Raw genomic sequence first — 25202 nt, 5'->3', positions numbered from 1 at the left:
GACCGCCGCGCCGCAGAGCTCGACGCAGTCTGCGCACGGCACGTATCCCGACTCGCGCGAGGGTGCCCCGGCGGTCATCAGTCCCGACAGCGCGGCGGCGAGAAAGGACCAGGTCGTCGCCTACGCGCCGTTCGCGGCGGTCGTACGGGCGGACTCGGCCGGCCGGTTGGGCTTCACCGTGCCGAGCGGGACCGCCTCGGCCACCTCCTTGGGCCGGGGCGGTCGGTCAGGAGCCGGCTATGGCCCGCAGTGCGTCCAGATGCCGCCGGTATACGGCGCGCCCCTCGTCCGTCAGAGACAGCCAGGTCCGCGCCCGCCGCCCCACCCTGCCCTTGTCCACCCCGACCCAGCCGGCTTCCTCGAGAGCCGCGACCTGCTTGGACAGCGCTGAGTCGGTGACCTCGACCAGGTCGCGCAAAATCCCGAACTCGGCCTTGTCCAGCGGTGCCAGGGCCGCCACGATCGACAGCCGGACGGGCGAGGTGAGCAGCGGGGCGAGCGCGTGGCGCGGATGCGTACCCGTCTCCTTCCCGGCGTTCTCGGCCTTCTCGTCGTTCCCGGTCTGCTGCGTGCTCTTCGTCATGCCGACCGCCGCGTCTCCTGCCAGGCACCGACCGCCGGCGGCAGCGCGCACCACAGGGCTCCGATCACCGCGAAGAGCACGCTGCCCTCGAAGGCGGAGACGCTGAGCGCGACGGTGAGGGAGTAGGCCACCGCCCAGGAGCCGATCAGCGCGCCGTGCCGGGCGCCGAACCCCCGGCGGATGACGCGCTGCCGGGCTGCGTACATGCTGAGCCCCCCGACGAGCATGGCATTGATGACCGCGAAGACGAGTGCCGCGGACCGCCCTTGCCACAGCACCGCCATCGGTACCAGTACCAGTTGACCGGCGGCGAAGACGACGAGATACCGCGCGTACCAACCGCTGCCGCGGCGGCGTGTGGCGCTCTCCGCGAGGTTCGCGCGCTTCAACGCCGCCGCGGCGTCCCTCTGTTCACTCATACTTGCGAGGATGGCACTTACTTTCCAAAGCGGCAAGTAAGTGCTGGGCGCGTGTCCTACTGCCCCACACGCCCGGGCTGAAGCACCTTGCTGAACAGAACCGTTCCGCCCTCTGCCCGCAGCCGGACCGTCAACTCACCACTGCCGCCGTCGATGTCGACCTCGCCGAAGTACTGCGGCGACTCCATCGGCGAGACATTGGCGCGCTCCGGCGCCCGGACGAAGACCCGCTCAGGACCGAAGGTGGCGTCGAGCGCGTTGGCCGGGAAGCCGCCGGCGGCCAGCGGCCCCGAGACGAACTCCCAGAAGGGCGCGAAGTCCTTGAAAGCCGCCCGCGACGGGTCGTAGTGCTGCGCCGAGGTGTAGTGCACATCCGCGGTGAGCCACACAGTGCCCGTGATCCGGCGGTGCTTGATGTACCGCAGCAGCTCGGCGATCTGCAGCTCACGCCCGAGCGGCGCTCCTGGATCCCCCTGTGCGACGGCCTCGAAGTTCGCCGTCCCGTCCGCCACGACCAGCCCGAGCGGCATGTCCGAGGCGATCACCTTCCACACCGCGCGGGACCGCGACAGCTCACGCTTGAGCCAGGCGAGCTGCTCGGCGCCGAGGATGCCCTGTGCGTCATCGGGCTGCCGGCCGGGGGAGTTGGCATTGCGGTACGAGCGCATGTCGAGGACGAACACATCGAGCAGCGGTCCGTAACGCACCACCCGGTGCACACGGCCGTCGCGCCCGGGGGCGGCGAGCGTCGAGACGGGGAAATACTCGCTGAAGGCACGGCTCGAGCGCTCCGCGAGCACATCCACGTTCTTCTCGGTGTAGCGCGGATCGTCGAGGATCTGGCCCGGGTACCAGTTGTTGCGCACCTCGTGGTCGTCCCACTGCACGACCGTGGGCACCTGCGCGTTGAAGCGCCGGACGTTCTCGTCGAGCAGGTTGTAGCGGAAGTTCCCGCGGAAATCCGCCAGCGTCTGCGCCACCTTGGACTTCTCCTCGGTGGTGATGTTCCGCCAGATCCGGCCGTCGGGCAGCGTCACGCTCGGCTCGATCACGCCGTCCGCGTAGATCGTGTCCCCGCTGCAGAGGAAGAAGTCCGGGTCGAGACGGCGCATCTCGTCGTACGCGCGATAGCCGCCGATGTCCGGGTTGATGCCCCAACCCTGCCCCGCGATATCGCCCGACCACAGAAAGCGCACTCCTTCACGGCGCTCGGCGGGCGCCGTACGGAAGGTCCCGTAGACCGGCTCCCCGGTGCGGCGGGGGTCTTCCGGGTCGGCGAGCGTGACCCGGTAGTGCACCTGCTCACCGGCGGGCAGTCCGCGCAGCGCGGTCCGTCCCGTGAAGTCGGTGTCGGCCCCGACCAGCGGGCCGTGCCATCTGTGCGTGTGCCGGAAGGACTCAGTCGCGGACGTCTCCACGATCATCCGGGCGGGCCGGTCGGAGCGCACCCACACCAGACCGGACGAGGAGGTCACATCGCCGGTCTGCACACCCCATGCGGCGCGCGGGCGGCCGGACAGCGCGAGCGCGGGCGCCGCTCCCACCGCGGGCAGAGCCAGTGCTGCCGAGGCGGCGACCGTGCCGCGCAGAACGGAACGGCGGTCGGGGGAGGGTATCCGCGGGCTGTGTGACATCGCTGTGCCTCCAGGGCAGCTCGGGCCGGTGTGCCGTGCCATGCCTACTGCCCGGCTGCGGCCGCCACGCGAACCCCGGGAACAACCGGCCCTGCGCGGCGTACGAGGACCGTCCAACGGCCCGCAGGAACGAGGCACTTCACAGCGCCTTCCGCACCGCTTCCGCCATCAGCCGCACGCCGCGCTCGATATCGGTCGGCGCCAGATGCGCGTACCCGAGGACCAGCCGCACTGCGGCGTCCCCCTCGTCGGCCGCCATGTAGTCGGCCAGCGGGCGTACCGCCACCCCGGACCGTGCCGCCGAGTCCAGGAATCGCGGCTCGGGGCCGTACCGCTCGGGCAGCCGCGCGATGATGTGCAGACCGGCGGCGATACCGCTGACCTCGGTGCCGGGCACGTGGTCCGTGAGGGCGCCGACGAGCGCGTCGCGCCGCTCCCGGTAGGCACGCTGGCAGCGACGGAGGGTGCTGGTCGGAGCGGGCGCTGCGCTCGGCTCGGGCGTGTTCAGGGGGCGGTCAGCGGCTGCCGTCCAGGATGACGCGCGCGACGAGCGCGGGGTCGTCGTTCATGGGGACATGGCCGCAGCCGGGCAGCCGCACGAGCCGCGCCCCCGGGATGGCCTGCTTGGCCCTGATGCCCTGGCGGCGCAGCAGCAGCCGGTCCTTCGTTCCCCAGCCGATGGTGACCGGCACGTCGGGCACATCGTCGGTGAACAGGACGTAGCGGCCGGCGGCGAGTGTCTGATGAAAGCCGGTGGCGTCGCGGAGCGCGAGAGTCTCGGCGACGGCCGCCTCGGGTGAGCGCCGGCCGGGCCGGGCATAGATGCTGCTGGTCAGCGCCGCCCGCCCGGCGGCCGTCCGGGACAGCCGCTCGATCAGCGGCAGCGGCATCGACCGTGCGCCGAGCCGCATCGCGCGCAGCGTCATGAAGGCGTAGCGCCGCTCGGCCTCGGTCCAGAAGCCGGCGGGCGACAGCGCCGTCACCGACCGTACGAGCTTCTCGCGCCCCAGCTCCAGGGCGAGCAGTCCGCCGAGGGAGTTTCCCACGACATGCGGGCGCTCGACCTTCAGCTCCTCGCAGAGCGAGCCGAGCACCGAGCCCACGGTGGTGAGGTCGTAGGACACGCCGTCGGGCAGCGCCGGCGAGGTGCCGAAGCCGGGCAGGTCGACGGCGATGACATCGCGTTCGGCCGCCAGGATCCCCAGCACCGGCTCCCAGGCCTGCCAGTGGTGCCCGATGCCGTGGAGCAGCAGCAGCGGCTCACCCGCCCCGGAGCGCTCGTACGCGACGGACAGCGTGCGGCTGCCCCGGGGGGACTTGATGGAGAATGAGATCTCTGCGGCCATGCTGCTGCTCCCTGTTGTCGCCCGGGCGCCTGTTTTAGACAGCCCGTCAGTAACAATTACCGCTCAGTAGCTTCGAGTTCAAGTGGGCAGGCTGGGCCGACCGAGGACTGTGCCGTGCGACGCACCCGAACCGCCTGGACAGCCGGTGCGAGGTCGGTTGGGATGGACGGGTGGCAGCAGACACCGTGACTGACGTATTCGAAGAGCACCGGCCCGTTCTGACCGGCGTGGCGTACCGCATGCTCGGCCGGGTGGCCGACGCCGAGGATGTGGTGCAGGAGGCCTGGCTGCGCTGGTCGGCCGAGGAGCGCGGCGACGTCCTGGAGCCGCGCGGCTATCTCGTGAGGACCACCACCCGCCTCGCCATCGACCGGCTGCGGCACGTCCAGTCGCGGCGGGAGGCGTACGTCGGCCCCTGGCTGCCGGAGCCGATCGCCACCGACTTCGGGGACACAGTCCCCGACACCGCCGAGCGGGCCGTCCTCGCCGAATCCGTATCACTCGCCGTCCTGGTCGTCCTGGAGGCGCTGTCGCCGCTGGAGCGCGCGGTCTTCGTGCTGCGCGAGGCCTTCGGATTCCCTTACGGCGAGATTGCGACCACCCTCGACCGGACCGAGGCGGCGGTACGGCAGCTCGCCGGCCGGGCGCGTAAGCATGTCGAGGAGCGCAAGCCCCGCTACGACGTCGACCCCACCGAACGCCGCGATCTCACCGAGCGCTTCCTGGACGCCGCGTCAGGCGGTGACCTGAAGGCGCTGTTGTCCCTGCTGGCGCCCGATGTGCGGCTGGTCGGCGACAGCGGCGGCAAGTCCAAGGCGCCGCTGCGCGTCATGCAGAGCGTGGACAAGGTCGGACGCTTCCTCTTCGCCGTCGCGCAGCAGCCGATCCAGGATATGGAGCTCCGCTTCGTCGAGCTCAACGGAGGCCCGGCGCTTCTCGTCCTGTCCGCCGGAAAGCCGGACACCGTCCTCCAGTTGGAAGTTCTGGACGGACGGATTCAATGCGTCTACATCCAGCGCAACCCTGACAAACTCGTCTCGCTCGGTTCTGCGTAGAACCGTCGCGTCGCACGTCAGGCCCCGCGTCCATATCGGACGCGGGGTTTTGTGCTGCCTGCGTTTCACAGGGCGACGAACGTCCTGTGAACGCTCTGCGAATCCGGTCCGTTCCACTGCGTAACTGGCGCAGGATTGGTCTTGACCAAGGGGGTGGGCCGTCCTATGGTCGCAGGGATAGTGCAGGAACCTTTAATAAACAAGGGCGCGGAATAGCCGCTGCTGACACAGCGATTGCGGAGGATCAGGGTGGGGACCACGCAGCTGGAAACAGTGCCGGAGCCTAAGTACTGGCACCTCAGGACCGTGATCGGCGAAGCGCTCGACTCGGACTTCGAGGTCGGTGAGATCCTTCCGAACGAGCGTGATCTCGCCGCTCGCTTCGGAGTCGCCCGCGCCACACTCCGGCAGGCGCTCGAACAGCTCGAGCTGGAAGGCCGGTTGCAGCGACGCCGGGGCGTCGGCACGACCGTCGCACCGCCGCGCATGGGCGTCGACGTCTCCACCACCGAGCCCGCCTGGCCCAGCACCGGCCAGGACGCCTGGCAGTCCGTCGACTGCACGACAGTGGTGCCGCCCCAGGCGGTGGCGCGTCTGCTCGAGACGGACACCGGCGAAGAGACGTACACGGTGCGCAGGCTGCGCGTCAGCCGTGGCCAGTCCGTCGCGGCCGAGCTGCTGTATGTGCCGGTCTCGTCCGTGCCCGAGCTCTCGGCGATCGACGCGCCGTCCGGACCCGCCCGCGCCCGTGGCGTACTGCGTGAACTCCAGCGCCTCGAGCTCGAGGGCCAGGACCGCGCGGTGGAACTGGGCTCGGCGCGCGCCGACGACGCCAAGGAGCTCGACCGGCTGCCGGGCGCGCCCGTCCTGGTCGTCACCACCCGCTACTTCTCCAAGGGCAGGACCGCGGCCGTCTCGGTGGCCACTTACCGGGCCGACACCTGCCGGCTCACCTTCGGGGACTCCGGCGATCTGGAGATCAGCCACCACGAGCAGGAACGCCGCGCTTCCTGAGTCCGACCGCGCATACGGGCCGTCGCTTCGTACGCCCGTCGCTTCGTACGCCCGTCCTCATACGGCCCGTCGCCCGAGCTCGCGCTCAGCGGCGGGCCGTCACCGTTCCCTCGACGGCGAAGAGCTGCTCCTCGACATGGTCCAGCGCCAGGCGCAGCGCGCCGGTCGCCACGGCCGCCTCGCCGAGCAGTGAGAGCGTCACCCGCGGCGGGCGCAGACAGTAGCGGGACAGCTCGTCGCGCAGTGGATCGAGTACGCCGTCGAGTCCGGCCGCCCAGCCGCCGATCACCACCAGCTCCGGATCGAGCGCCAGCACCAGCGCCGCCACATCGTGCACCAGACGCTGGATGAACCGCTGGACCGCGGCCTGCGCGCGGGAATCGCCCCGCTTGGCCAGGGCGAAGACATCGGCCACGGCCTGCTCGTCGAGGGGATGCAGCGGCTCGTCCGTCGTGGACAGGAGCTTCTCCGGGGTCACTTCGCGGCCCAGCAGATGCAGCGCCCCGATCTCGCCGGCCGCGCCGCCGAAGCCGCGGTGCAGCCGTCCGCCGATCAGCGAACCGGCGCCCGGGCTGAGCCCCGCCAGCACGAAGACGATGTCGTCGGACTCGGTCGCGGCTCCCTTCCAGTGCTCGGCGACCGCGGCGGCATTGGCGTCGTTCTCCACCAGCACCGGACAGCGGAACGACCTGCGCAGCCGCTCGCCCAGCGCCAGGCCGGTCCAGCCCGGCAGCGCGGTCCCCAGCCGTACGGTGCCGTCGGCCTCCACGATGCCCGGGGAACCGACCCCGACCGCGCGCAGGCTGCTGCGTGCGACACCGGCGCGCCGCAGTACATCGGCGACGACCAGCCGCACCCGTTCCAGCCGTTCGTCCTCGGAGGCCGTCTCGGACACATCCCGGGACCCGGCGCCGATGACGCGCCCGTCCAGACCCGACAGCAGTGCCGCCACCCGGTGCGATCCGATTTCGACGCCCAGCAGATGACCGGCCTCGGCCCGGAACCTGAACCGCCGGGCCGGACGTCCCTGACGGCGCGCGCCACCCTCCTCGAGGACGCTCTCGACGACCAGTCCGGTCTCCATGAGGCCCTCGACGACACCTTCGACCGTTGGCCGGGAAAGCCCTGTGATGCGGGTCAGATCTGTGAGCGTGGGGCAGTCAGCGCCCCGCAGTGCATGGAGTACCACCGCGGAGTTGATTCGCCGCAGCAGCGACGGATCTCCGCCGGTCAGCCGCCCCACCGTGTGTCCTCCCAGCCCGAGCACGTGTCTGGCCGGATCGTACTCGTTGACAGCAGAGGCGGCGAGTGGTGTACGGGGCGGCTGACTCGCCTCAGAACCGGGCGTGGGCGCTGATGTCGGCGCCGAACTGCTCGATCATCGCGGGCGTCACGGTCGGCCGGCACTGGGCGATGGCCGCCAGATAGTCCTTTGTGCTCGCGCCGAGCGCCTGTTGACCGCCCGTACCCCTGCCGATCGTTTCCAGATCCCGCTCGAACGCGCACTGGGCGGCGATCCGGGCCGCATGCTCGATGTCCGCCGGAGTGAACAGGTCGGTCGCCGCCACCAGTACCGTCACATCCACGTCGGACCGGCCGTCCGTGTACCGGGACCATATCGCCGCCCGCGCCGCCTCGTCCGGGGTGCCGATCGGGATCAGATAGTCGAACCTGCCGGGCCGCAGGAAGGCCGGGTCGAGCGAGCGGATGGAGTTGGTGGCGCACACCAGCAGCCGCTCGTCCCGTTCCCGGAAGCCCGGTATGAGCTTGAGCAGTTCATTGGTCACACCGTGCATCCCGCCGGGCTGCGCGGGCTCCGTGCGGACCGGTGCGATCTCCTCGACCTCGTCGATGAAGACGAGCACCCGCTCCAGCTCCGCGATCCGTGCGAACGCGCTGCGCAGCGCCGCAGCGAGATTGCCCTCGTCGGCCAGCCGGGAAGGCAGCAGTTCCACGAACGGCCAGCCGAGCTTGGAGGCGATGCCCCGGGCGAACGTGGTCTTCCCGGTCCCGGGCGGACCGAACAGCGCGATGGCCCGCGGCGGCCGCACCCCGTGCCGCGCGGCTCGCTCCGGCTCCGCCAGCGGCAGGACGACCCGTCGCTCGATCAGGTCTTTCTCCGCCTCCATGCCGGCCACCTTGGCCCACAGGTCGTTAGGCAGGAACCGTCCGCCGAGGTCCTCCAGCAGACTGGCTGCGGGGCCGTGCAGCGGCTCCACCTTCTCGAAGTAGGCCACGGCGGGCTGCCGCGTGTAGCCCGCGTTGAGCAGCCCCTCGCCGAGGAGCTCCTCCTCGGGGAGCACATAGGCGATACGGCCCACCCGGGCGGCGACGAGCCGCCGCTCCAGCTCCACCAGGAGTGCGCTGGCCAGTCCCCGGCCGCGCCAGGCCGAGGAAATGGCGATGCGCATCACCCAGGCACGCTCACCGGCCACACAGGCGAGCGCCGCCCCGATGGGGACGCCCTGGTGAACGGCGACGACGGCGGGCTGCCGGGAGGTGAGCGCACCGATGCACTCGGCGAGTGAGAAGACGGACTCCTGGCCGAGTTCGGCCGTGGTGTCGATCAGGTGGACCACTGCCGCGAGATCGCTCTCGCGGTAGTCGTGGATGAGCCAGTTCATCGGTACCGCCCCTCGTTCGTGCTGTTCCGGTGAGGCTAGGGGCGACGATGCGACGGGTCCTGCGCCACTGTGCACAAACCCGGGCGGGAAACTCGACGTTCCGTCTCTGGCCGGGGCCGCACCCGTTGGTGGCCGGATCCTGCGCCGCAGGCCCGCTGCGGCGGCCTGACGGACTGCCAGTTGTCAGTGCCTGCCGGTTTACTGGAGGCATGACCACGGCACAGCACCTCGACACGATCGACTTGCTGCGCTCCCGGGGGTTCCCCGCGGAGCCCGGCCCGTCGGACGTCGGCACCGAAGGTCCGGGATTCCATATCGCGGAGCTGAACGGGGATGTCGGAGACGGCGCGGACAACGACGCGGATGGGGAGACGGACGCGGAGCAGCGCGCGGCCGAACACGAGGCCTTGCTGGACGCGCTGACGGAACGCTGGGGCGAGCCCGACTACTTCAGTCTCATCGGTACCGGGTTGCGCGCCGACGCGGACGACGATGTGCCGGAACCGTGGCTCCGGCTGAGTGCGCTGCTGTCGTACCTGCATCTGTGGCGGATCGACGACCGCTGGATCGCGATAGGCGCCTCCGAGACACAACTGCTGGCGGTCGTGACCGCGACAGACCCGCGCTAGGTCAATACAGCTGGGGTGTCTCGGCGGCAGACCGCAGCCTGCCGAACTCCTCAGCCATCGTCTGCGCGGTCCAGTGGGCATTGAGCCCGCTCGGGTTGGGCAGCGCCCAGATCCTCGTCTCACCGATCGTGCGCTCCTGCCGCCCGATCTGTGCCTTCTTGTCGCCGAAAGCCGTGCGGTAGGCCGTGACGCCGACGACCGCCAGCCACCGCGGCCGCAGCCGCTCCACCTTGGCGGTGAGCAGCCGCCCGCCCTCGCGGAACTCCTCGTCGCTCAGCTCGTCGGCGCGTGCCGTGGCCCGCGCGACGACATTGGTGATGCCGAGACGGTGGTCGAGCAGCTTCTCCTGCTCCGCGGGCCTGAACTGATACGGCGTGAACCCCGACAGATGCAGCACGGGCCAGAACCGGTTGCCGGGCCGGGCGAAGTGATGGCCCGTCGCCGCCGTCATCAGGCCGGGGTTGATGCCGCAGAAGAGCACGGAAAGGCCGCCCGCGACCACATCCGGAACGATGCGGTCGCGGGCGGCCTCGAGCTCGTCGGGGGTCAGAGGATCGACCCCGGGGTGTAACCGGCGGCCTCCGGGTGCTGCTTGACGATCTCCTCGATACGGGAGACCACCGCCGCCACCTGATCGCCGGCCGCGCCGGTGAACGACAGCTTGTCGGCCATCAGCTCGTCCAGCTGCGCGCGGTCCAGCGGGATCCGCTCGTCAGCGGCGAGCTTGTCGAGCAGCTCATTGCGCTCGACGCCCTGCTCGCGCATCGCCAGCGCCGAGGCGACCGCGTTCTCCTTGATGGCCTCGTGTGCCACCTCGCGGCCCACCCCGGCCCGCACCGCGCTCATCAGGACCTTGGTCGTGGCGAGGAACGGGAGGTACCGGTCCAGCTCACGGGCGATGACGGCAGGGAACGCGCCGAACTCGTCGAGCACCGTCAGGAACGTCTCCAGCAGCCCGTCGAAGGCGAAGAACGCGTCGGGCAGCGCCACCCGGCGCACCACCGAGCAGGAGACATCGCCCTCGTTCCACTGGTCGCCCGCCAGCTCGCCCGTCATCGACGCGTAGCCGCGCAGGATGACCATCAGGCCGTTGACGCGCTCGCAGGAGCGGGTGTTCATCTTGTGCGGCATCGCGGAGGAGCCGACCTGGCCGGGCTTGAAGCCCTCGGTGACCAGCTCGTGCCCGGCCATCAGCCGGATCGTCTTGGCGATGGAGGACGGCGCGGCGGCCAGCTGCACCAGTGCGGATACGACGTCGTAGTCGAGCGAGCGGGGGTAGACCTGGCCGACCGAGGTGAAGGCGTGCGCGAAGCCCAGATGCCCGGCAATGCGCTGCTCCAGCTCCGCAAGCTTTGCGGCGTCCCCGCCCAGCAGGTCGAGCATGTCCTGCGCGGTGCCGACCGGGCCCTTGATGCCGCGCAGCGGGTAGCGGCCGAGCAGGTCCTCGAGCCGTCCGTACGCGACCAGCAGCTCGTCGGCCGCGGTCGCGAAGCGCTTTCCGAGCGTCGTGGTCTGCGCGGCGACATTGTGCGAGCGCCCGGCCATGACCAGCTCGGCGTACTCGCCGGCAAGCTTGCCCAGGCGCGCCAGCACCGAGACGGTGCGGTCGCGCATCAGCTCCAGCGAGAGCCGGATCTGCAGCTGCTCGACGTTCTCGGTCAGATCGCGGGAGGTCATGCCCTTGTGGACCTGTTCATGGCCCGCGAGCGCGTTGAACTCCTCGATCCGCGCCTTCACGTCGTGGCGGGTGACCTTCTCGCGCTCGGCGATCGACGCCAGGTCGACCTGGTCGAGCACACGCTCGTAGTCGGCGAGCGCGGCCTCGGGCACCTCGATGCCGAGGTCCTTCTGGGCGCGCAGCACCGCGAGCCAGAGCTGACGCTCCAGCTTCACCTTCTGCTCGGGGGACCACAGGACGGCCAGCTCCGCAGAGGCGTAGCGGCCGGCCAGGACATTGGGGATGCGAGGCTTCGCAGACACAGCAGTCACGTGACCAGATTCTACTGGCGGTTTCTGCAGGCCAGCGCCGCGGCCCCGGTTGTAGGTTGCTACGAGAGGGGCGGCTCGTACGCCAGCAGCTCGGGCCGCTTCGCCGGCCGGCCGTCCCCCGAGGAGCGCCCTGTCAGCCGCCGCCCGATCCACGGCCCCAAGTACTGGCGCGCGAACCGAAGATCGCCGACCCGCCGCGAGGCCCAGCCGGTCCGCACCACGGACGGCAGCAGAGCCTGCCAGTCGTCCTCCGCCTCCAGGCCCAGCTTCTGCCAGACGGCTTCGGCGACCCGCCGGTGCCCCTCGGCCGTCAGATGCAGCCGGTCCACGTCCCACAGCCGCTGATCGCCGAGCACCTCGGACCCGTACAGATCCACCACCAGCGCACCGTGCCGGGCGGCCAGCTCGTCGACGTACGCGAACAGCTCCTCCATGCGGGGGCGGAACCGTTCCATCACCGGCCCGTTGCGGCCGGGGCTGCGCATCAGCACCAGCTGCTTGCAGGACGGCGCGAGCTTCTCCACGGCCTCCTCCAGGAGCCCGTGCACCCGTCCCATGTCGTACTTGGGCCGCAGCGTGTCATTGAGCCCACCGACCAGCGTGACCACGTCCGCCTGCATCGCGGCCGCCACGTCGACCTGCTCGTCGACGATCTGCCCGATGAGCTTTCCGCGCACGGCGAGATTCGCGTAGCGGAAACCCGGGCCGCGTGCCGCAAGCCGGCCCGCGAGGAGATCCGCCCAGCCACGGTACGAGCCGTCGGGCAACAGGTCGGACATGCCCTCGGTAAAGGAATCGCCTACCGCGACAAAACTGGTGTAGTTGGCATTCATCTCCATGGCGGAGTGATCCTACCGCGCGGTAAGGTCCCCCGGTTCCGTACCAGGAGGGAGCCCCGTGAGTGACGCGCTGCTGAACGCGCTGGCCGAGGCGCTGGCCGACGTTGTGACCACGATCGACACCTGCGACGAAGATGTGCTCGACCCGGACATCGCGGTGAAATGGCTGGAGACGACCGGGTATCTGCTCGACCGGCTCTCGCCCGCCGACCGCCGTGCCCTCTCCGCACTCCTGCGCCGCGCGGCAGCGCGGCAGCCCGACGGGGCCTGGCGGGAGGACCTGCTGCGGATACCCGAGGGATTCGGCCTCGACGACGATCAGCACGAGCTGTACTGCGACGCCGTCGAACAGCTGGCGCGCCGGTTCGTCGAGACCGTACGGGACGTGGACCCCGCCACGCCCGTGCCCAGCTGCCCCGGCTGGACCTTCGCCGACCTCGTCAGGCACCACGGCACCACGCACCGCTGGATGGAACATCTCGTACGGACCCGGGCCGCCGAGCGGGTCTGGTCGCGGGATGTGCCACTCGAACTTCCCGACGACCCGAAGGCGTACCCGCAGTGGCTGGCCCACAGCGCCGAGGCCACGCTGCGCACCCTGCGTACCGTCGATCCCGAAACGCCGATGTGGTCCCACGGCGCCGACCAGCGTGTGCGCTTCTTCCCGCGCCGGCTGTACTTCGAGGCCGTCGTCCATCTCGCCGACGCCGAACTGGCCCTGGGCCTCGAACCCCGCATCGCGGCGGGCACGGCGGCCGACGGCATAGAAGAGTTCCTGGAGAATCTGCCGTACTTCTCCTGGCTCGCCGGGCCCGTCGGTGTCCTGGGGGACGGCTCGGTCCGGCTGTCGGCCACGGACACCGGCGCCAGCTGGACGATCACCTTCGGGCAGGCCGGTTTCGGCTGGACGAAGAGCGCGGCGGAGGCCGCCGTCGGCGTCGAGGCGGCGGCGGGCGATCTTCTGCTGCTCGTCCACGGGCGCCTCCGCGCGGACGACGAGCGCTTCCGTGTCGTGGGCGATCGAGCGGTTCTGGACGCCTGGCTGGGCGCGACCGCGCTCTAGATCTGACGCGAGGGCTGTCGGTACGGTGCGTTCCGCAGTATGTCCAGAGCATGTTCACTGCAGACTTCTGGAAGGCCACGGCGGAACGCGCCGTCCGCACCTTCGCCCAGTCCCTTGTCGCCGTCCTGACGGCCGGTGCGACGAACCTCTTCGACGTCGACTGGCTCGCCGCCCTCGCCACCGCGGGCCTGGCCACCCTCCTCGCTGTCCTCACCGCGATCGGCGCCGCCACAGCAGGACGGCCCGGCCCGGGTCTCACCGAGACCACGGAGCGGGCCGCCAAGGCCACAGAGGCGCGCTAGCGAGGCCGGCCGACCAGCTCGCGCAGTACGTCCTCCATCGTCACCAGCCCCACGGGAGTGCCGTTGTCGTCCACGACGGCCGCCAGGTGGGTACGGCTGCGCCGCATCGCGGTCAGCACATCGTCGAGCGGCGTCGTCGCCCGCACCCGTGCGATCGGACGCATCGCCGTGACCGGAAACGGCTGGTCGCGCGGAGTCGCGTCCAGCGCGTCCTTCACATGGAGATAGCCGAGGATCCGGTTGTTCGAGTCCACCACAGGGAAACGGGAGAACCCGGACTCCGCCGCCAGCCGCTCCAGCTGCTCGGGCGTGGTCCCGACCCGGGCGTACACCACCTGCTCCACCGGTACCACGACGTCCCGCACCGGCCTGCGCCCCAGCTCCAGCGCATCGCGCAGCCGTTCGGCCGAGCGGTCGTCGAGCAGCCCGGCATCGCCGGCGTCGCGCACCAGCCGTGCCAGCTCGGCGTCCGAGTAGGTGGCGGCCACCTCGCCCTTCGCCTCGACCCGCAGCAGCTTCAGCAGACCGTTGGCGAAGGTGTTGATGGTGAAGATCACCGGGCGCAGTGTCCGGGCCAGCGTGACCAGCGGCGGGCCCAGCAGCAGCGCGGACCGCGTGGGCTCGGTCAGTGCGATGTTCTTCGGCACCATCTCGCCCAGGAGCATGTGCAGATACGTCGCCACGGTCAGCGCGATCACGAACGAGATGGGGTGGACCAGGCTGTGCGGCACACCCACCGCGTTGAACACCGGCTCCAGCAGATTCGCAATGGCGGGCTCGGCGACGATGCCCAGCACCAGGGTGCAGAGCGTGATGCCGAGCTGGGCCGCCGCCAGCAGCGCCGAGACATGCTCCAGGCCCCAGATGACGCTGCGCGCCCGCCGGTCCCCGGCCTCCGCCGACGGCTCGATCTGGCTGCGGCGCACCGAGATCAGGGCGAACTCGGCGCCGACGAAGAAGGCGTTGACCACCAGGGTCAGCAGGCCGATGAGGAGCTGGATCGCGGTCATCGTCCGGCCTCCTCGGTCTCGTCGGCCGACGGGAGCGGCGCGTGCAGCAGCACGCGTGCTGCCCGCCGCCCGGAGGCGTCGACGACGTCGAGCCGCCAGCCCTCCAGATCGATCCGGTCGCCCTCGGCGGGGATGCGCCCCAGCTCGGTGGCGATCAGACCGGCGAGCGTCTCGTACGGTCCTTCCGGCACCCGGAGTCCGATCCGCTCCAGCTGGTCGGTCCGGGCCGCTCCGTCCGCCGACCAGAGGGAGCGTCCGTCCGCGTCCTCGCCCGCCGGAACCAGGTCCGGTGTCTCGTGCGGATCGTGTTCGTCGCGCACCTCGCCGACGACCTCCTCCACGATGTCCTCCAGCGTCACGACACCGGCCGTACCGCCGTACTCGTCGATGACGACGGCCATCGTGTTCTTGCCGGAAAGCCGGTCCAGCAGCCGGTCCACCGTCAGCGTCTCGGGCACCAGCAGCGGCTCGCGCATCAGCTTGGAGACCGGGTGACGCGGACGGCGTTCGGCCGGCACCGCAAGGACGTCCTTGATGTGCGCTATGCCGACGACGGTGTCCAGGTTGCCCCGGTAGACCGGGAAGCGGGACAGCCCGGTCGCGCGCGTGGCGTTGGCGACGTCCTCGGCGGTGGCCTGCACTTCGAGGGCCGTGACCTGGACCCTGGGGGTCATCACGTTCTCGGCGGTCAGCTCGGCCAGCTTGAGGGTGCGTACGAACAGCTCGGCGGTGTCCGCCTCCAGCGCGCCCTCCTTCGCGGAGTGGCGGGCCAGGGCGACCAGCTCCTGCGGGCTGCGGGCGGAGGCCAGCTCTTCGGTCGGCTCCATGCCGAGCCGGCGCAGGATGCGGTTGGCGGTGTTGTTGAGATGGCTGATGAAGGGCTTGAAGGCAGCGGTGAAGACTCGCTGCGGAGGGGCCACCACCTTCGCGACGGCGAGCGGCGACGAGATGGCCCAGTTCTTCGGGACCAGCTCGCCGACGACCATCAGTACGACGGTGGACAGCGCGGTACCGATGACCAGGGCCGCCGACGAGGCCACGGAGGGGGAGACGCCGAGTGCCTCCAGCGGTCCGCGGATCAGCCTGGCGATCGACGGCTCGGAGAGCATGCCGACGACCAGGTTGGTCACGGTGATGCCGAGCTGGGCCCCGGAGAGCTGGAAGGTGAGGCTGCGTACGGCCTTGAGCGCGCTCGCCGCCCCGCGCTCGCCGCGCTCGGCGGCCCGTTCGAGGTCGCCGCGTTCGACCGTGGTGAGGGAGAACTCCGCCGCGACGAAGGCTCCGCAGGCGACCGAGAGCAGTACCGCCACGAGGAGCAAGAGCACTTCGGTCATCGGTTCACCTCCGTCCCATGATCGGGCAGGGGCAGGAGGAATGCGCGATGTCGGCTACTGGGAGGCTCGCCCATGGACGGACGCTCACACCTTTCGTACGGGGTGAATGGTTCACCCATGGTAAAGGACCGGCAAAGTGGGTCGGTGTGGCGGCGGCCGCCTACGCGAACGGCTTCACCCAGCGGCGCCAGTGGTCCTCGCGGTGGTACCCGGCCGCGGCCCACGCACCTTGGGCCCGCTCGTTCGCCTCCAGCACCATGGCGTCGCCGCGCCTGCCGCCCACGGCCAGAAATCGCTTCTCGGCCGCTGCGAGCAGTGCCGTCGAGATCCCCCGGTGGCGGTGGGAGGGCAGTACGGCCAGCCGGTACAGCGAACAGCGCCAGCCGTCGTACCCGGCGATCACCGAGCCGACCACCACGCCGTCGGACTCGGCGAGGATCAGCGCCTCCGGGTCACGCTCGATGAGCCGGGTGACCCCGTCCACGTCGTCCGTGATGCTCGTGCCCTCCGCCGCTTCCTTCCAGAAGGCGAGGATGGTCTCCGCCTCGTCCGTCGCCGCGGTGCGTATATACAGGTCGGTCATGATCCGGAGCCAAGCACGGCCGGGGTGGGCCTGTCACCGACTTTCAGCGTTCGAGACACCCCGCGCGATGCCGCCGGTCAGATGTTGCGGGTCACCCTCGCGTAGCTGCCTATTCGTGCGCGATGGCGGCCAGCACATTCATCCGCGAGGCGCGCAGAGCCGGCAGTACCGCCGCTGCGAGTCCGACCACCACCGAGCCGATCACGACCGCGATGATCGTGCCCCACGGCACGGCGAACGCCTTCAGCCCTTCCAGTGCCAGCACTTGCTGCACCGCCACGCCCCACACCATGCCCAGCGCCAGCCCGAGCAGTGCTCCGAAGACCGCGATCACGACGGACTCCAGCCGGATCATGCGTCGCAGCTGGACCCGCGAGAGCCCGATGGCGCGCAGCAGTCCGATCTCGCGGGTCCGCTCCACCACCGACAGAGCAAGGGTGTTGACCACACCCAGCACCGCGATGACGATCGCCAGACCCAGCAGCGCGTACACCAGATACAGCATCACGGCGATCTGCTGCCGGATCAGTTCCTTGTAGTCGGCCTGATCCCTGACCTGCACCTGCGGATAGCGGTCGAGCGCCGTTTCCAGGCCCTTGCGCAGCTCCTTCACGTCGCTGCCGCTCGCGGCGTTGACGTACAGAGCGGCGTCCTGCCCGCCCGGCAGATACTTCGCCACGGTGGAGAGGCCCATGAACAGGCCGCCCTCCATCCCGGGGCCGCCGCTCTGGTCCATGTCGGTGAGTGCCCCGACCGTCAGCCGGGCCTTCTGCCCGCCAGGGAACTCGGCCGGCAGTACGGAGCCGATCCGCACCGTGTGGTCCGCCGCGTACTTCCGGTCCATGGCGATGCTGTCCGGCGCCAGCGCCGCCGCCGTGTCCCCGCTCGCGTAGGTGATCCTGGCAGCCTCGTCCAGCTGCGGGTCGTAGCCCGAAGCCGTCGACTCCACCCGCTTCCCGTCCGGAAGGTTCAGCGCGACCGGCGCGAAGCGCTGCCGCACGACTGTGCCCGCGCTCTCGACGCCCTGCACCTTTTCCGTGATCTCCTGCGGAAACGGCATGAAGTTGCTGTTCTGTACGACGAAGTCGGCACCCAGCGTCTTGTCGATCTGGTCGTCGAAGGACTTGGTCATCGAGGCGCTGGCGATCGAGAGCCCGCCCACCAGCGCCAGGCCCACCATCAGCGCGGCGGCGGTGGCGCCGGTGCGCCGCGGATTGCGCAGCGCGTTGCGCTGGCTCATCCGGCCGACCGATCCGAAGATCTTGGGGAACGCCCCGCCCAGCACCCGGATCACCGGCCGTACCAGCAGCGGCCCCGCCACCACCGTGGCGATCAGGGTCAGCACCACGCCGAGACCCAGCAGCGAGGACGCGGTGGCGGTCTTCTCGCTCACCGCGCATCCGGCGAGCGCGGCCGCGCCCGCCGCGGCGACCACCGTCCCCACGATCGCACGGACCCTCAACGGCCGCCCCACACCGGCGACTTCGGCATCCGCGAGCGCGGCCATCGGGGAGACCCGGGCCGCTCGCCGGGCCGGCAGATACGCGGCCACGAAGGTGACACCCACCCCGACCGCGTACGCGGACACCGGCGTCCCCACGCCGACCACCATCTCGGCGGCGCTCAGGTTCATCCCGAGCAGACCCATCAGCTCGATCAGCCCGGCCGCGAGCCCGATCCCGGCGGCCAGCCCGAGCGTCGAGCCGACCAGGCCGAGCAGCAGCGCCTCGGTGAGGACCGACCTGCGCACCTGGCGGCGGTCGGCGCCGAGCGCCCGCAGCAGACCCAGCTCACGGGTGCGCTGCGCGATCAGCATGGAGAAGGTGTTGACGATCAGGAAGATGCCGACGAGGACCGCGACACCGGCGAAGCCGAGCATCACCCACTTGATGACATCGAGGAATCCGCCGAGTTGTGCGGCGGCCGACTCGGCCTGCTCGTCGGCGGTCTTGAGCTCGTACGCATTACCCAGCTCGGCGGCGATCCGCTGCTTGAGCGTCGCATCGCTCACCCCCTCCTCGGCGTCCACCGAGATCGAGGAGGCCACGCCGGGCCGGCCCAGCAACTTGGTCTGGGCCGTAGGAGTGTCCAGGAAGACCAGCGCGGCACCGGGGTTGGTGGTGGTGAAGGTCGCGATGCCGACGATCTCGACCTTGAACGAGCCGGGCTGTGCGAGCACGGTGAGCGTGTCCCCGATGCGCGCCTTCTTCTTGTCGGCGGTGTCCTTGTCGAGCAGCGCCTCGCCAGGACCCTTCGGTTCGCGCCCGCTGGTCAGCTTCACCGGACTGCGTTCGGTGACATACCAGTTGGTGGCGATGGTGGGTGCGCCGGTCGTCGGCCCGACCGCCTTGTTCGTGGAGTCGACGACGGTGATGTTCTCCACGGCCGCGTCGATGTGGGTGGCCCTGACCCCGTCGACCGAGCCGATACGGTCCGCGAGACCGGCCGGGACCGTCCGTACGACTCCGGTCGGCAGACGCTCGTCGACGCCCTCCTTCGCCGCGACGGTCACATCCGCCGATGTGGAGGCGAAGAGCCGGTCGAAGGTACGGGAGACAGTGTCCGAGAAGATCAGACTGCCGCTGACGAAGGCCACCGACAGGAGCACCGCCAGCGCCGACAGCAGCAGCCGTCCCTTGTGCGCGAAGAAACTCCGCAGCGTCGCCTTCAGCATCGTGGCCTCAGCTCTTGTGCAGGGCGTCGGAGCCCGGGGTCTGGGGCGACGCCCCGGAGAAGAGGCGCATGCGCTCCAGCACGGCCTCGGCGGTCGGGTCCGGCATGACATCCACGATCCGTCCGTCCGCGAGGAACAGCACCACGTCCGAATGGGCGGCCGCGCCAGGGTCGTGCGTCACCATCACCACCGTCTGCTCCAGCCGGTCGACGGCCTCGCGCAGGAAGGCGAGCACCTCCGCGCCCGCGCGCGAGTCGAGATTGCCGGTCGGTTCGTCGGCGAAGATCAGCTCGGGGCGGGAGGCGAGCGCACGGGCACAGGCGACCCGCTGCTGCTGCCCGCCGGAGAGCTCGGCAGGCCGGTGTTTGAGCCGGTCCCGCAGCCCGAGGGTGTCGATGACCTGATCCACCCACTGTCGGTCGGGTTTACGCCCGGCGATGTCCATGGGGAGCGTGATGTTCTCGGCGGCGGTGAGCGTGGGCAGCAGATTGAACGCCTGGAACATAAAGCCGATCCGGTCCCTGCGCAGCCTGGTGAGCTCACGCTCCTTCAGGCCGGTGATCTCCGTGTCGCCCAGCCAGACCTGGCCGGCGGAGACGGTATCGAGCCCGGCGAGGCAGTGCATCAGCGTGGACTTCCCCGAGCCGGACGGGCCCATGACCGCGGTGAACCGGCCGCGCGCGATGTCGACATCGACCGCGTCCAGGGCGCGCACGGTCGTCTCGCCCGTGCCGTACGCCTTGGTCAGGGCCCGCGCCCGGGCGGCGAGTGGCACATCCGCGGCGTGGTCGTGGGTGGGTGCAATGGCAGGTGTGGACAAGGCTGCCTCCCGGGTCGTGGCCGCTCCAACTCCCGTACAGGAGGCGAGAGTAGAGGGGGTGTGCGGGTGTCGGTATCCCCCGGAGGTTCGGTCCTCGGGGTCCATGTAAGGGGCACTTGACGGCCCCCTTGCCGATGCTAGCGCTCTGGCGCTAGCGTGATGGTGTGGCGAAGACTCAGTTGAATGTACGCGTGGACGAGACCACCGCCGAGGCAGCGCGCCAGCGGGCCCTTCAGCGCGGGATGAGCGTGAACCGCTACATCGAGGAACTCGTCAAGCAGGACGCGGGTGAGGTGGGACGTACCTTTGTCGAGGCGGCGTCCGACTTCATGAAGCAGTACGAGTCCGTGTTCGCGGAGGAGTTCGGCGAGTTCGGCGCGGGTGACGGCTCGGGTAAAAGCGCGGGCAAGGACAAGGACACAGGCACCGGCCGCGCAGGCAAGCGTTGAACCTCTCGATCGACCTCGCCTGGCTGCTCATGGTCGCCGAGCACAAGACCCCCGGCGATCCACAGGTCACCGACTGGGGCGCGCTCGTCGCCGCCGTCAGCCGTCATGAGGCGGAGATATTCGGCATCGCCGTCTACAGCGACCCGCATGCCAGGGCCGCCGCGCTGCTTCAGCTGCTGCTCCATGTGCCCGCGCTCGAGCACTCCAACGCCATGTTCGCCTCGGCCGTCGCCTACGGCTATCTCGTCGCCAGCGGGCTGAAGGTGGTCACCTCGCCGGAGCAGGTGCGGGACCTGGCACGGCTGGTCAAGCAGGGCAAGGCGGACGTCAGGGCCATCGCCGACGAGCTGCGGCAGTGGCGCGGGTGAGCGCCTGACCAGGCCTGGCTCAATCACCGACGGGCCGCCGTGCCACGCCGAGGACGCAGGAGGACGCAGGCGTCCTCGGCCCCTTCTCCGGCACCCGCAGCCTGCGGTACATCCCGAGATCGAAGCCGGCGGCCTCGATCTCGGCGATGGTGTCCCGCGCGGTGTGACAGCCGCCGAAGAGCAGCGGCCAGACCGTACGGTCCAGGACGCGCTGGGTCTTCGCCATGGTCCGGCCATCGGCCAGCCCGTGCTCGAAGAACCGCAGTTCACCGCCGGGCCGCAGGACTCGTCTGATCTCGGAGAGCGCCCGCCGCACATCCCGTACGGAGCACAGCACCAGGGACACCACGGCCGCGTCGAACGCCTCGCTCTTGACCGGCAGCGCCTCGGCCGCGCCCGGCACCACGTCCACCGGGACATCGGAGCGCTGCGCGGCGTCCACCGCCAACTTCCGCAGGGTGCGCTCGGGTTCGATCGCCACCACCTCGGAGACCGCCGACGGATAGTGCGCGAAGTTCAGACCGTTGCCCGCGCCGATCTCGATCACCCGGCCCGAGAGACCGGCCAGCAGCTCATGGCGGTAGGTCGCGATTCCCGCTCTGACGTCCGCCGGCACACTGAATTTGGCGTAGACGCGCGAGAAGACGGGATGGTGGACGGCGTCCCGGGGCACTTTGGTGCTGCGCACAGGCATCGCGGGCCTCCTTGGGACGGACGAGCCGGTCACACCGCCATTCTCCCCCCGTACGGCGCCAGTCAGCCGCTCGAGCCGCCGACGAAACAGAACTCGTTTCCCTCCGGGTCCCGCAGAACCTGGAACCGTCCCTGGTCGTCGGTCACGACCGCCCCCACCCGTACGGCGCCGAGCCGTACCGCCTCGACGGCCGCGGCGTCGACGTCGCCCGCGTCGAGATCCAGGTGAAGCCGGTTCTTGACGGACTTGCCCTCGGGTACGCGCTGGAAGGCGACCCGTACGAAACCGGGCGGTTCGATGTACGACCAGTCGGCGCTGCGGTCCACCGGATCGCCGCCCAGGAGCTCCGCCCAGAAGCGGACAAGCCGCGCGGGGTCGTGGCAGTCGAAGACGATCTCGTCGATCCGTGCGCGCATGGGGTCAGCGTACGGCGGCGGTGAACGCGTCGGCGTTCCAGTCGCCGCCGAGCGTGGGCGCGAGCCAACTGGCGGCCCGCGCCCGGAACTCGGCCGGAGCCAGCGCTGCGGCCCCTTGCGGCACGGCCCCGAGGAGCGGCGCCCCGGCTGCCTCGGGCAGCTCCGCGAGATTGCATCGCGCGGCCAGATCCGGCTCGGTGGGCCAGCTGCCGACGACCACCCCGAGCTGCTCCAACTTCCGTGCGCGCAGGGCCTCCCCGGTCAGCGTGGTGGTATTGAGCGTCCCCAGCCCGGCGGGTACGACGACCAGCAGCGGCGCGCGGAGCAGCCCCGCGACATCGGCGAGCGTCGCCCCCTCCTCGTCGAGCCGCACGAGCAGGCCGCCGGCCCCTTCGAGCAGGACCAGGTCGTGCTCCGTGGTCAGCTTCTCCACGACCTGGACGATGTCCCGCGGCCGGACGGCGTCCATCCCGGCGCGCAGCGCGGCGGTCGCGGGAGCGAGCGGCTCGGGATACCGCGCGATCTCAACCCCGCTGACACGTCCGGCGAGCCGCACCACCTCGTCCACGTCGCCCGCCTCGCCGGGAGCCACCCCGGTCTGCGCGGGTTTCACCACGGCCACGGACGCGCCTCGCCCCCGCGCCACCGCGGCAATGGCGGCGGTGACGACGGTTTTACCGATCTCGGTCCCGGTCCCGGTGACGACGATGACTGCCATTGCTACGCCTCTGTCTCTCTGTTCACCTGCACGCCCTGCGGCTCCGGCCCCGCGCCGCGAGCCCGGGGCTGCCGCGGCCGGCGCCCGAGGGGTTGCGGGGGCGTCAGCCCCCGCAACCCTTTCCCGGGGTCCGGGGTGGAGCCCCGGCTCCGGTCAGCCCGCGGACACTGCTGCGGTCACGGCCCGGCAGACCCGGGCCAAGTCCTCGTCCCCCGTCACATACGGCGGCATCACATAGACCAGGTCCCGGAACGGCCGCAGCCACACGCCCTCCCGTACTGCCGCCGCCGTCGCCGCCTCCATGTCCACTTCGTGGTCCAGCTGTACGACACCGATCGCGCCCAGCACGCGCACTTCCTTCACGCCCGGCAGCGCCTCGGCCCCGGCCAGCCCGTCCCGCAGGCCCGCCTCAAGCCGTTTGATCTCCTTCTGCCAGTCCTGGCCGAGCAGTAGGTCGATCGACGCGCACGCGACCGCCGAAGCCAGCGGGTTCCCCATGAACGTCGGGCCGTGCGCCAGGACCGGGACCTCGCCGCGCGAGATGCCCTCGGCCACCCGTGAGGTGCACAGCGTGGCCGCCATCGTGAGGTAGCCGCCGGTCAGCGCCTTGCCCAGGCACATCACATCCGGCGAGACACCGGCGTGCTCCGCCGCGAAGAGCGCACCCGTACGTCCGAACCCGGTCGCGATCTCGTCGAAGATCAGCAGTACTCCGTGCTCGTCGCAGGCCTCCCGCAGCACCCTCAGATACTCGGAGGAGTGGAACCGCATCCCGCCGGCGCCCTGCACCACCGGCTCCACGATCACCGCGGCGAGTTCGTCCGCGTGCTGCGCGACAAGGTCCTGAAGGCCCGCCGCGTACGACTCCTCGAACTCCGCCGGCGGCGCCTCCGCGAAGATCTGGCGCGGCAGCACCCCCGACCACAGCCCGTGCATCCCACCCTCGGGGTCGCACACGGACATCGGCTGCCAGGTGTCCCCGTGGTAGCCGCCGCGCCAGGTCAGCAGCCGCTGCTTGGCCGGACGGCCCACCGAGCGCCAGTACTGCAGGCACATCTTGACCGCGACCTCGACCGACACGGAGCCCGAGTCGCAGAGGAAGACATGCCGCAGCGGCTCGGGCGTGATCTCGACCAGCCGGGTGGCCAGCCGCACGGCGGGCTCATGGGTGAGCCCGCCGAACATCACATGACTCATCCGCTCCAGCTGGCCGTGCGCCGCATCGTTGAGGACCGGGTGGTTGTAGCCGTGGATCGCCGACCACCAGGACGACATGCCGTCGATCAACTCGCGCTGCCCGTGCACCGGTTCGGCCAGCCGCAGCCGTACGCCGGACGCGGACTCCACGATCAACGGGTCCGTACGGCCCGGCATGGGGCCGTACGGATGCCAGACATGGGCCCGGTCCAGCGCCAGCAGCTCGCGGGGGCCGTAACCGGACTCAGGCATTGGGCGCGAGATCCGTACCGGCGCCCCGGCGGCGTACCGCCACCAGGTCCGTACGCGCTGCCGGGACCTCGGGCGAGGTCTCCGCCGGAGTCTCGGCGGCAGCAGCGTCACCGCCACCGCACACCGACGCACAGCCCCCGCCCCGGTGCTCGGGCAGCGTCGTCGTGTCCGTGCCCTCCACCTCGAAGCCCGCGTCCGCAATCATGTCGAGGTCGGCCTTGCCCGCCTGGCCCTCGCTGGTCAGATAGTCGCCGAGGAAGATCGAGTTGACCAGGTTCAGCGCGAGCGGCTGCATCGAGCGCAGATGCACCTCGCGGCCGCCCGCGAGCCGTACCTCGACGTCGGGGCAGACGAACCGCGTCATCGCGAGAATCCGCAGGCAGCGCTGCGGGGTGAGGTTCCACTCCTTGGCCAGTGGCGTGCCCTCGAAGGGGATCAGGAAGTTCACCGGCACCGAGTCCGGGTCGAGCTCGCGGAGCGAGAAGACGACGTCGACCAGGTCCGCGTCGCTCTCGCCCATGCCCGCGATCAGCCCGGAGCACGCGGAGAGACCAGCGGCCTGCGCCTGGTGCACCGTGTCCACCCGGTCGGCGTAGGTGTGGGTGGTGGTGATGTCCCCGTATGTCCCCTCGGACGTATTGAGGTTGTGGTTGTACGCGTCGGCGCCCGCGTCCCGCAGTCGCTCCGCCTGCCCGTCGGAGAGCAGCCCGAGACAGGCACAGACCTCGACGCCCTCGTTCTGCTCCTTGATCGCCTCGATGGTCTTCGAGACCCGGTCGACATCCCGGTCCGTCGGGCCACGGCCGCTCGCGACCAGGCAGACCCGCTTCGCGCCCCCGGCCACACCGGCGGCCGCCGCCTGCGAGGCCTCATCGGGCTTCAGCCAGGTGTACTTGAGGATCTCCGCCTTGGACCCGAGCCGCTGGGAGCAGTACGAACAGTCCTCGGGGCACAGTCCCGACTTCAGATTGACGAGATAATTCAGCTTCACCCGCCGTCCGAACCACTGTCGGCGCACCTTGCCGGCCGCGGCCACCACTTCGAGCAGATCGTCGTCGGAGGTCGCCAGCACGGCGAGCGCTTCTTCACGGGTCGGCAGCTCGCGCCGCAACCCCTTCTCCACCAGCGTGTTCAGCAGGTCCATGGTCCAGATCCTGACGTATGGCACATGCCGCGGCCAAGGAGGAACT

26 protein-coding genes and 1 pseudogene are annotated in these 25202 nt (G+C 70.5%); 7 read left to right on the top strand and 20 right to left on the bottom strand.

What is annotated here, in order from left to right:
- Positions 1-226 precede the first annotated feature (226 nt).
- The 5 genes and pseudogenes from AB0D12_RS22515 to AB0D12_RS22495 all read right to left on the bottom strand — a co-directional run bounded on the left by AB0D12_RS22515 (position 227) and on the right by AB0D12_RS22495 (position 3982).
- Positions 227-583 carry a transcriptional regulator gene (locus AB0D12_RS22515; protein ID WP_362685588.1) on the bottom strand — a complete coding sequence of 119 codons (357 nt, stop codon included), beginning with the start codon at positions 581-583 and terminating at the stop codon, positions 227-229.
- Positions 580-1002, bottom strand: a complete 423-nt coding sequence (locus AB0D12_RS22510) for a hypothetical protein (protein ID WP_362685585.1) — start codon at positions 1000-1002, stop codon at positions 580-582. Before AB0D12_RS22510 ends, AB0D12_RS22515 begins: the two co-directional genes overlap by 4 nt.
- 56 nt (positions 1003-1058) lie before the next feature.
- Entirely contained in the window at positions 1059-2636 is a 1578-nt protein-coding gene (locus tag AB0D12_RS22505) for an alkaline phosphatase D family protein (protein WP_362685582.1), read from the bottom strand.
- Between the two features lie 139 nt (positions 2637-2775).
- A pseudogene (locus tag AB0D12_RS22500) lies at positions 2776-3099 on the bottom strand (PLP-dependent aminotransferase family protein); the annotation flags it as partial.
- Positions 3100-3151: 52 nt separating this feature from the next.
- Positions 3152-3982 (bottom strand): alpha/beta hydrolase, encoded by an 831-nt coding sequence (locus AB0D12_RS22495; RefSeq protein ID WP_362685579.1) that lies wholly within the window; start codon positions 3980-3982, stop codon positions 3152-3154.
- Between the two features lie 170 nt (positions 3983-4152).
- Here AB0D12_RS22495 and AB0D12_RS22490 point away from each other — a divergent pair, with 170 nt between their 5' ends.
- Entirely contained in the window at positions 4153-5037 is an 885-nt protein-coding gene (locus AB0D12_RS22490) for an RNA polymerase sigma-70 factor (protein WP_362685576.1), read from the top strand.
- A gap of 249 nt (positions 5038-5286) precedes the next feature.
- Entirely contained in the window at positions 5287-6051 is a 765-nt protein-coding gene (locus AB0D12_RS22485; protein ID WP_362685573.1) for a GntR family transcriptional regulator, read from the top strand.
- Between the two features lie 85 nt (positions 6052-6136).
- Here the strand turns inward: AB0D12_RS22485 and AB0D12_RS22480 are convergent, their stop codons facing one another.
- Both AB0D12_RS22480 and AB0D12_RS22475 read right to left on the bottom strand, forming a co-directional pair.
- Positions 6137-7294, bottom strand: coding sequence for an ROK family protein (locus AB0D12_RS22480; RefSeq protein ID WP_362685570.1), 1158 nt, complete (start codon positions 7292-7294; stop codon positions 6137-6139).
- 91 nt (positions 7295-7385) lie between these two features.
- Positions 7386-8675: a bifunctional GNAT family N-acetyltransferase/ATP-binding protein gene (locus tag AB0D12_RS22475; RefSeq protein ID WP_362685567.1), complete on the bottom strand. Its 1290-nt coding sequence runs from the start codon at positions 8673-8675 to the stop codon at positions 7386-7388.
- A 209-nt stretch (positions 8676-8884) separates the two neighbouring features.
- On the opposite strand from AB0D12_RS22475, the gene AB0D12_RS22470 reads away from it, so the two are divergent.
- Positions 8885-9304 (top strand): hypothetical protein, encoded by a 420-nt coding sequence (locus AB0D12_RS22470; RefSeq protein WP_362685564.1) that lies wholly within the window; start codon positions 8885-8887, stop codon positions 9302-9304.
- 1 nt (position 9305) lies between these two features.
- Here the strand turns inward: AB0D12_RS22470 and mug are convergent, their stop codons facing one another.
- Genes mug through AB0D12_RS22455 form a run of 3 tightly spaced genes read right to left on the bottom strand, consistent with a single transcriptional unit; the run spans position 9306 to position 12132 of the window.
- Positions 9306-9854, bottom strand: coding sequence for a G/U mismatch-specific DNA glycosylase (gene mug / locus AB0D12_RS22465; protein ID WP_362685784.1), 549 nt, complete (start codon positions 9852-9854; stop codon positions 9306-9308).
- A complete protein-coding gene (purB, locus tag AB0D12_RS22460; protein ID WP_362685561.1) occupies positions 9851-11293 on the bottom strand; it encodes an adenylosuccinate lyase in 1443 nt (480 codons plus the stop codon). The genes mug and purB overlap by 4 nt, the downstream gene beginning before the upstream one ends.
- Before the next feature lie 59 nt (positions 11294-11352).
- Complete coding sequence (locus tag AB0D12_RS22455) at positions 11353-12132, bottom strand: SGNH/GDSL hydrolase family protein (RefSeq protein ID WP_362685558.1); 780 nt, start codon at positions 12130-12132, stop codon at positions 11353-11355.
- Positions 12133-12190: 58 nt separating this feature from the next.
- On the opposite strand from AB0D12_RS22455, the gene AB0D12_RS22450 reads away from it, so the two are divergent.
- Both AB0D12_RS22450 and AB0D12_RS22445 read left to right on the top strand, forming a co-directional pair.
- The gene (locus AB0D12_RS22450) at positions 12191-13195 is read left to right on the top strand and encodes a maleylpyruvate isomerase family mycothiol-dependent enzyme (RefSeq protein WP_362685555.1); all 1005 of its coding nucleotides are present in this window, start codon (positions 12191-12193) and stop codon (positions 13193-13195) included.
- A gap of 50 nt (positions 13196-13245) precedes the next feature.
- On the top strand, positions 13246-13497 hold the full coding sequence (locus AB0D12_RS22445; protein WP_362685552.1) for a holin: 252 nt from the start codon (positions 13246-13248) through the stop codon (positions 13495-13497).
- Here AB0D12_RS22445 and AB0D12_RS22440 read toward each other — a convergent pair.
- The 5 genes from AB0D12_RS22440 to AB0D12_RS22420 form a co-directional block, all read right to left on the bottom strand.
- Positions 13494-14507 (bottom strand): hemolysin family protein, encoded by a 1014-nt coding sequence (locus AB0D12_RS22440; protein WP_362685549.1) that lies wholly within the window; start codon positions 14505-14507, stop codon positions 13494-13496. The two genes, AB0D12_RS22445 and AB0D12_RS22440, sit on opposite strands and share 4 nt — an antisense overlap.
- Positions 14504-15841, bottom strand: coding sequence for a hemolysin family protein (locus AB0D12_RS22435; protein ID WP_362685546.1), 1338 nt, complete (start codon positions 15839-15841; stop codon positions 14504-14506). Before AB0D12_RS22435 ends, AB0D12_RS22440 begins: the two co-directional genes overlap by 4 nt.
- 160 nt (positions 15842-16001) lie before the next feature.
- Positions 16002-16424, bottom strand: a complete 423-nt coding sequence (locus AB0D12_RS22430) for a GNAT family N-acetyltransferase (RefSeq protein WP_362685543.1) — start codon at positions 16422-16424, stop codon at positions 16002-16004.
- 109 nt (positions 16425-16533) lie between these two features.
- Positions 16534-19098 (bottom strand): FtsX-like permease family protein, encoded by a 2565-nt coding sequence (locus tag AB0D12_RS22425; protein WP_362685540.1) that lies wholly within the window; start codon positions 19096-19098, stop codon positions 16534-16536.
- A gap of 7 nt (positions 19099-19105) precedes the next feature.
- The gene (locus AB0D12_RS22420; RefSeq protein WP_362685537.1) at positions 19106-19918 is read right to left on the bottom strand and encodes an ABC transporter ATP-binding protein; all 813 of its coding nucleotides are present in this window, start codon (positions 19916-19918) and stop codon (positions 19106-19108) included.
- A 164-nt stretch (positions 19919-20082) separates the two neighbouring features.
- Here AB0D12_RS22420 and AB0D12_RS22415 point away from each other — a divergent pair, with 164 nt between their 5' ends.
- Entirely contained in the window at positions 20083-20367 is a 285-nt protein-coding gene (locus AB0D12_RS22415; RefSeq protein ID WP_362685534.1) for an antitoxin, read from the top strand.
- Positions 20364-20735: a fic family toxin-antitoxin system, toxin component gene (locus AB0D12_RS22410; protein ID WP_362685531.1), complete on the top strand. Its 372-nt coding sequence runs from the start codon at positions 20364-20366 to the stop codon at positions 20733-20735. Before AB0D12_RS22415 ends, AB0D12_RS22410 begins: the two co-directional genes overlap by 4 nt.
- 19 nt (positions 20736-20754) lie before the next feature.
- Here the strand turns inward: AB0D12_RS22410 and AB0D12_RS22405 are convergent, their stop codons facing one another.
- From AB0D12_RS22405 to bioB, 5 genes are all read right to left on the bottom strand, one after another.
- Positions 20755-21429 (bottom strand): class I SAM-dependent methyltransferase, encoded by a 675-nt coding sequence (locus AB0D12_RS22405; RefSeq protein WP_362685528.1) that lies wholly within the window; start codon positions 21427-21429, stop codon positions 20755-20757.
- A 62-nt stretch (positions 21430-21491) separates the two neighbouring features.
- Positions 21492-21845, bottom strand: a complete 354-nt coding sequence (locus tag AB0D12_RS22400) for a VOC family protein (RefSeq protein WP_362685525.1) — start codon at positions 21843-21845, stop codon at positions 21492-21494.
- Between the two features lie 4 nt (positions 21846-21849).
- Entirely contained in the window at positions 21850-22563 is a 714-nt protein-coding gene (gene bioD, locus AB0D12_RS22395; RefSeq protein ID WP_362685522.1) for a dethiobiotin synthase, read from the bottom strand.
- 153 nt (positions 22564-22716) lie between these two features.
- Entirely contained in the window at positions 22717-24012 is a 1296-nt protein-coding gene (locus AB0D12_RS22390; protein ID WP_362685519.1) for an adenosylmethionine--8-amino-7-oxononanoate transaminase, read from the bottom strand.
- The gene (bioB, locus tag AB0D12_RS22385) at positions 24005-25156 is read right to left on the bottom strand and encodes a biotin synthase BioB (RefSeq protein WP_362685516.1); all 1152 of its coding nucleotides are present in this window, start codon (positions 25154-25156) and stop codon (positions 24005-24007) included. Before bioB ends, AB0D12_RS22390 begins: the two co-directional genes overlap by 8 nt.
- Between the last annotated feature and the right edge of the window lie 46 nt (positions 25157-25202).

This window comes from Streptomyces sp. NPDC048479, from assembly GCF_040651435.1.
GTDB lineage: Bacteria > Actinomycetota > Actinomycetes > Streptomycetales > Streptomycetaceae > Streptomyces.
This window is presented reverse-complemented; position numbering and strand designations above follow the sequence as displayed.

Bases quoted from the DNA above. Each gene is read 5' to 3' on its own strand.
- AB0D12_RS22515 (WP_362685588.1), bottom strand. From the start codon at position 583: ATGACGAAGAGCACGCAGCAGACCGGGAACGACGAGAAGGCCGAGAAC.
- AB0D12_RS22510 (WP_362685585.1), bottom strand. From the start codon at position 1,002: ATGAGTGAACAGAGGGACGCCGCGGCGGCGTTGAAGCGCGCGAACCTC.
- AB0D12_RS22505 (WP_362685582.1), bottom strand. From the start codon at position 2,636: ATGTCACACAGCCCGCGGATACCCTCCCCCGACCGCCGTTCCGTTCTG.
- AB0D12_RS22495 (WP_362685579.1), bottom strand. From the start codon at position 3,982: ATGGCCGCAGAGATCTCATTCTCCATCAAGTCCCCCCGGGGCAGCCGC.
- AB0D12_RS22475 (WP_362685567.1), bottom strand. From the start codon at position 8,675: ATGAACTGGCTCATCCACGACTACCGCGAGAGCGATCTCGCGGCAGTG.
- AB0D12_RS22470 (WP_362685564.1), top strand. From the start codon at position 8,885: ATGACCACGGCACAGCACCTCGACACGATCGACTTGCTGCGCTCCCGG.
- AB0D12_RS22455 (WP_362685558.1), bottom strand. From the start codon at position 12,132: ATGGAGATGAATGCCAACTACACCAGTTTTGTCGCGGTAGGCGATTCC.
- AB0D12_RS22445 (WP_362685552.1), top strand. From the start codon at position 13,246: ATGTTCACTGCAGACTTCTGGAAGGCCACGGCGGAACGCGCCGTCCGC.
- AB0D12_RS22440 (WP_362685549.1), bottom strand. From the start codon at position 14,507: ATGACCGCGATCCAGCTCCTCATCGGCCTGCTGACCCTGGTGGTCAAC.
- AB0D12_RS22435 (WP_362685546.1), bottom strand. From the start codon at position 15,841: ATGACCGAAGTGCTCTTGCTCCTCGTGGCGGTACTGCTCTCGGTCGCC.
- AB0D12_RS22430 (WP_362685543.1), bottom strand. From the start codon at position 16,424: ATGACCGACCTGTATATACGCACCGCGGCGACGGACGAGGCGGAGACC.
- AB0D12_RS22425 (WP_362685540.1), bottom strand. From the start codon at position 19,098: ATGCTGAAGGCGACGCTGCGGAGTTTCTTCGCGCACAAGGGACGGCTG.
- AB0D12_RS22405 (WP_362685528.1), bottom strand. From the start codon at position 21,429: ATGCCTGTGCGCAGCACCAAAGTGCCCCGGGACGCCGTCCACCATCCC.
- AB0D12_RS22400 (WP_362685525.1), bottom strand. From the start codon at position 21,845: ATGCGCGCACGGATCGACGAGATCGTCTTCGACTGCCACGACCCCGCG.
- bioD (WP_362685522.1), bottom strand. From the start codon at position 22,563: ATGGCAGTCATCGTCGTCACCGGGACCGGGACCGAGATCGGTAAAACC.
- AB0D12_RS22390 (WP_362685519.1), bottom strand. From the start codon at position 24,012: ATGCCTGAGTCCGGTTACGGCCCCCGCGAGCTGCTGGCGCTGGACCGG.
- bioB (WP_362685516.1), bottom strand. From the start codon at position 25,156: ATGGACCTGCTGAACACGCTGGTGGAGAAGGGGTTGCGGCGCGAGCTG.